General features: G+C 45.8%; 6 protein-coding genes and 1 pseudogene. 6 read left to right on the plus strand and 1 reads right to left on the minus strand.

Features of this window, described 5'->3' with window-relative positions; genetic code table 11:
* The first annotated feature begins 88 nt into the window (after window positions 1-88).
* The 3 genes and pseudogenes from ACTIE0_RS22525 to ACTIE0_RS22535 all read left to right on the plus strand — a co-directional run bounded on the left by ACTIE0_RS22525 (window position 89) and on the right by ACTIE0_RS22535 (window position 1,633).
* Window positions 89-316, plus strand: coding sequence for a CHASE2 domain-containing protein (locus ACTIE0_RS22525; RefSeq protein WP_006620570.1), 228 nt, complete (start codon window positions 89-91; stop codon window positions 314-316).
* Entirely contained in the window at window positions 270-560 is a 291-nt protein-coding gene (locus tag ACTIE0_RS22530; RefSeq protein WP_006620569.1) for a CHASE2 domain-containing protein, read from the plus strand. The genes ACTIE0_RS22525 and ACTIE0_RS22530 overlap by 47 nt, the downstream gene beginning before the upstream one ends.
* Before the next feature lie 302 nt (window positions 561-862).
* A pseudogene (locus ACTIE0_RS22535) lies at window positions 863-1,633 on the plus strand (adenylate/guanylate cyclase domain-containing protein).
* 172 nt (window positions 1,634-1,805) lie between these two features.
* Here ACTIE0_RS22535 and ACTIE0_RS22540 read toward each other — a convergent pair.
* Entirely contained in the window at window positions 1,806-3,350 is a 1,545-nt protein-coding gene (locus tag ACTIE0_RS22540) for an efflux RND transporter periplasmic adaptor subunit (RefSeq protein WP_006620566.1), read from the minus strand.
* Between the two features lie 367 nt (window positions 3,351-3,717).
* Between ACTIE0_RS22540 and ACTIE0_RS22545 the strand changes: the two genes are divergently transcribed.
* From ACTIE0_RS22545 to ACTIE0_RS22555, 3 genes are all read left to right on the plus strand, one after another.
* Complete coding sequence (locus ACTIE0_RS22545) at window positions 3,718-4,569, plus strand: Npun_R2479 family HD domain-containing metalloprotein (protein WP_006620565.1); 852 nt, start codon at window positions 3,718-3,720, stop codon at window positions 4,567-4,569.
* 68 nt (window positions 4,570-4,637) lie between these two features.
* The gene (locus tag ACTIE0_RS22550) at window positions 4,638-4,805 is read left to right on the plus strand and encodes a hypothetical protein (RefSeq protein WP_006669479.1); all 168 of its coding nucleotides are present in this window, start codon (window positions 4,638-4,640) and stop codon (window positions 4,803-4,805) included.
* 9 nt (window positions 4,806-4,814) lie between these two features.
* The gene (locus tag ACTIE0_RS22555; RefSeq protein WP_071533510.1) at window positions 4,815-5,051 is read left to right on the plus strand and encodes an AI-2E family transporter; all 237 of its coding nucleotides are present in this window, start codon (window positions 4,815-4,817) and stop codon (window positions 5,049-5,051) included.
* Window positions 5,052-5,122 lie beyond the last annotated feature (71 nt).

Below are 5,122 nucleotides of genomic sequence, written 5' to 3' on the forward strand. Positions count from 1 at the left end.
GGATTCCTCCTTTACTGTCAGCAATGATGGTATTGCTATAGTTACAGTCCGAGCATTGTCAATCAATGTTCAGGAATATTAAGCTTAAATGAATCAGAAAGGTCAGGTCGGTTCGATTGATTTAGTGCTTGATGCTGATGGTCGCGTTAGACGGGGTTTGTTATCGGTACAACCAGAAGACAATCAAACGGTTTTAGGTTTAGGCGCGAAACTAGCCTTAATGTATTTGTACCAACATGGGATTACCCCGACGGTTACAGACAGCGGAAATGTTCAATTGGACCCAGGGCAATTTGATCCGCTTTTCTGGCACTGATGGGCACTCTCTTAGTGCTGATGCAGGGGGGTATCAGGTATTGTTGAATTATCGTGGCCCCCAAGAGAATTTTCAGACGATTTCTATGACAGATGTACTGGAAGGACGATCAAACCCTAATCTGTTTAGCGATCGCATTGTGTTAATTGGCCCTATTGCCCACAGCCTGAATGACCTATTTTTCACCCCCTACAGCGGCACTCTCATGAGTATGAGCAAACGCAACGGGAGTAGTGATTCTTAATTTTGTCCCCATAAGCCCTGGACGGTCGCCTTCAATTTCGGGTCTGGTCTTATGGTATGGAGTGGTTTTGGATTCTGATTTGGTCTGGTATCGGTACGGCACTGGGTTGGACTTACCGATTAGGTTGGGGCGCTTTACTTAGTTTAGTGGTTGGCGGCGGGAGTTTGACGCTGATCGCCTATATTGCTTTTCTGGAAGGCTGGTGGATACCCCTGGTTCCACCAATTATCGCTTTTACTACTTCGGGAATTGCGATCGCTGGTTATATTGCCAATTGGGAACACCAAGAACGTCAGATGGTTATGACTCTGTTTGGTCGCCATGTTACCCCTCAAATTGCCGAGATGATTTGGCAAAGTCGAGATGAATTAATTGCCCGGGGTCAACTGACTGGAAAAAAAATGATTGCTACGGTATTATTTGCTGATTTAAAAGGGTTTAGTACCATCGCCGAAACTATGGCGGCTGATGCTTTGATGTGTTGGTTAAATGAGTACATGAATGGCATGGCTGATCTGGTTTTAGACCATAAGGGAATTGTCGATAAGTTGATTGGGGATGCGGTGATGGCTGTGTTTGGGGTTCCTATTCCCCGCACTACTTCCGAAGAAATTTCCCAAGATGCGATCGCTGCCGTTTCCTGTGCCGTAGCTATGGGAGAAAAACTGAAATTATTAAACAGTCAATAGCAATTAGAAGGTAAGCCTACGGTTTCTATGCGCGTAGGAATTGCCACCGGAGAGGTAGTTACAGGGAGTCTGGGTAGTTCCCAAAGAATGTACTATACAACTCTCGGAGATAGTGTGAATATTGCTGCCCGACTAGAAAGTTATGATAAGTCTTTTGGCGGTGGTGTGTGCCGGATTTTAATTAATCAACACACCCATAGTGTGAATATTGCTGCCCGACTAGAAAGTTATGATAAGTCTTTTGGCGGTGGTGTGTGCCGGATTTTAATTAATCAACACACCCATGAGGAAGTTAGCCATCAATTTATAACTGAATATATCGGTAGCATTCACCTCAAAGGTCGCACTCAACCTATTAATGTTTATCAAATTAACAATCCTTAGTCTGTATTAAATCTTTCCATCTATTCTGTCAACTGTCCTAAGTAGTTATGAATAGCCACAGCTTTTGATGAATCTCCTCGCCCCCAGATGTAATTCACGGCGGAGACAGCCCCGCACCCCCACCCACATTATCCCCCCCTCCCACAGGGGACAAGATAGGGAGTTTCATGATTCACCGCGACACCACATTAACTTTATCGCCATCTTTAAGATAACTTGCCCCAGCGATCGCAATGCGATCGCCTACATTTAAACCCTGTATAATTTCTATACTCGCCTGGGATAAATCGCCTGGTATAACGGCTATTACGTTGCCCACTTCCACAGTTCGCGCTTCCACCGTATCATCAGGTAATAGACGATAAACAATAGAACTACCGTCAGCCTGGGGAACGATGGCCCTAGCGGGAACCTTCATTCCTTGTACAGTAGTAGTAGTTATCGCCGCCCGCAGAAACATTCCCGGACGCAAGAAAGAATCACGAATAGCCCCCAAGGGAGGCAGGTCAATTTTCACAGTAGCTTGTCGGCTTTGAGGATCAATCAGAGGCGCAATTTCTCGCACCACCCCTCGCACCTGCAAATTTTGATCAGCATCAGAAGTCACAGTAACAGCAGCACCAATTCTCACCTGTGATAACTGAGTTTCTGGAACCTTCGCGTGTAGTTCTAACTGATTTTCCGCAATAATCGAAAACAGTTGTTGATTACCAGTAACATCCCCCACTCGCGCTGTCCGTTGGGCGACAATGCCACTCATAGGCGCACGCACTATAGTTTGTTCCCGTTGAGTTTCCAACTGACGAACCCGCGCCTGGGCGCTACGCACTTCCGCCTCAGCACTACGGATATTAGACTCGGCGCTTTCCACGTTAGCCTCAGCACTGCCTATATTAGCCCTAGCACTGCTAATGGTAGCCCTAGCGCTAGAAATATTAGCCTCTGCGACTCTCACCCCTTCTTCGGCCGTTTTTGCCGTGGTAATGCGGGTTTCTAGTTCCTGGCGACTCACCACCCCTTGGCTGCTTAAATCTTCATAGCGTTCTACTTCTCGGCGGGCTTGATCTAAATTAGCCTTGGCTTCCGCTAACCTAGCTTGATTTTGAGTCAGTAATGACTCAGCCTCCAATAGACTCGCTTGCGCTTGCGCGAGACCTGCTTGGGCTTGTCCGAGGTTAGCTTCCCGCTGACGGACGAGGGAATTGGCGGACTCTACCTGGGCGTTGGCTTGGTCAATTTGCGATCGCAAAACCGAATCATCTAACACCGCCATCACCTGTCCCTCTGTTACCATTTCCCCCTGATTTACTAAAACCTGTTGAATTTGCACTGCGCTGGCTTGGGGTAAAACTGGGAGTAGGTCGTAGGCTTCCACAGTCCCGGTCACATCAAGGGTGCGGGTTACAGTCGTCATTTCCACTGGCGCTACTGTCACCGTTTGGGTGGCGCTGGGACTAACCGCTGGCGCTACTTCTACCCCTGGGCTTTCCTCGGTTACTGGTTCGGAACTGTTGTTAGAGGAAAAGTGCAGAACTCCCAGAGTCGCCACAATTCCTATGACCACCCCGATCACCATATTCCGCAAACTGCCCCCCTGGGGAGGTACAGCTTCCTCGGGTTCTTCCTCTAGGTCTTCAAATTTAACGCGATCGCCATTTAGTGACAATTCAGGGTATTGATCGTCATCAATATCTGGTAATGTATCTTTATGAACCACGAGTAATCCTCCCCCGGCACTCCTTAAATATATTGTAAAGAAAAGTTGCGTAAATTCCTCTTAAAATTCACAATTTCCAGGTGTCCCTGGGAACCGAGGAGAAAAATATCTGAGGGATACCGCCGAAAAAGCCTTATTTTTTAAGGGGTTTGGCTCCTTGAGAGTCTGTGGCGCGAGGTCTCCACTAGTTCACATCTATTTACATAGATTAACTCAGCTTTACCAATTCTGATTTGTCCCCGCTACCAGTCTGGGGGCGATCGCTTTTGATAATTCTGTTTCGTAGATTAGGATATAGGCTGAGTGCTATAGTACATACCTCGTCAGTAGTTTATCTATAATCAAAACATAGCCAGGACGGGCCTATATGGTTTTTAATGCCACGGAATGTCTAATTGATGCCTTTGTTGAACTAATTCGGGAAGGTTACCGCCGCACCCACGGAGGTTATAAATCCAACTATGAGGAGATTATTGGCTGGGCTGGAAACATGGCTCTAGAAAACATTGCCAATAGTGATGCCCTTTATCACGATGTCGAACATACAATTATGGTCACATTAGTGGGACAGGAAATCCTGCGGGGAAAACATATCCGCGAGGGTGGCGTATCCTGTGAAGACTGGCTACACTACATCATCTCCCTAGTTTGTCACGATATTGGTTATGTCAAAGGCGTTTGTCGTCGCGATCGAGAAAATACCTTTGCTACCGGACGCGGAACCATGGTAGAACTACCAGACGGATGTACTGATGCTAGTCTCACCCCTTTCCATGTCGATCGCGCTAAATTATTTATTGAAGAACGCTTTGGCGGCCATAAACTGATTGATGCTGAAGTCATTAAGCATAATATCGAACTGACCCGGTTTCCAGTCCCCAAAGAATCCGATCATCAGAATACCATGAACTATCCCGGTTTGGTTCGGGCGGCTGATCTCATTGGTCAACTCTCAGATCCTCGTTACCTGAAAAAAATCAGTGCTTTATTTTACGAATTTGAGGAAACTGGCTTTAATCAAAGAGTTGGCTACAAAAGCCCAGAAGACCTACGCAAGAACTATCCTAAATTCTACTGGAATGGTGTTTATCCTTATGTCAAAGATGCCTTAAATTACTTGTCTCTTACCCAACAAGGTAAACAAATTGTTGCCAACCTTTACTCTAATGTGTTTATGGTTGAACATGATCAGGTGTCTCAGGGTACAGTAGAAGTCTAATTACTGGGGTTGACCATCTAATTTGCCTCCGTACAATCTGAAAGTCTATAGTTAAAAATCAAGCCCTAATGAATTCCATATTTTCACCTATACAGCAGTTCTTAATCTCTTGGATATTAATTCTGATTGCTGGAGGTCTTACCCTACAAACTATTAATTATGTGGGGGAGTTGGTTACTATTTTAATAGTCGCTGCATTAGTTGCATTTATTCTCAATGCACCTGTGGCTAAGTGAAAACGATTTATCCCTAGGGGAGTCGCGGCGGCACTGGTTTATTTGGTGGCGGCGACCGTCGTTGTCATTGTGGGTTTAACCGTGCTTCCTCCTGTGTTAAATCAGACTAGACAATTTATTACCAAATTACCCGAATTGGCTGAGTCTGCACAGCAGCAGTTAGCCCTATTTCAATCCTGGAGTTATGAACATAATTTACCCTTTTATGTGGGGATTTTACAGCAACAACTACTCAATCAAATATAGCACTAGTCAATACGGTTAGGACGCAGCCTTGAGAACAGAATCCATGGCATCATGGAGAGAATCAAACTGCT

The sequence above is a fragment of the Limnospira sp. genome, from assembly GCF_051859755.1.
Classification (GTDB): Bacteria; Cyanobacteriota; Cyanobacteriia; order Cyanobacteriales; family Microcoleaceae; genus Limnospira; species Limnospira fusiformis.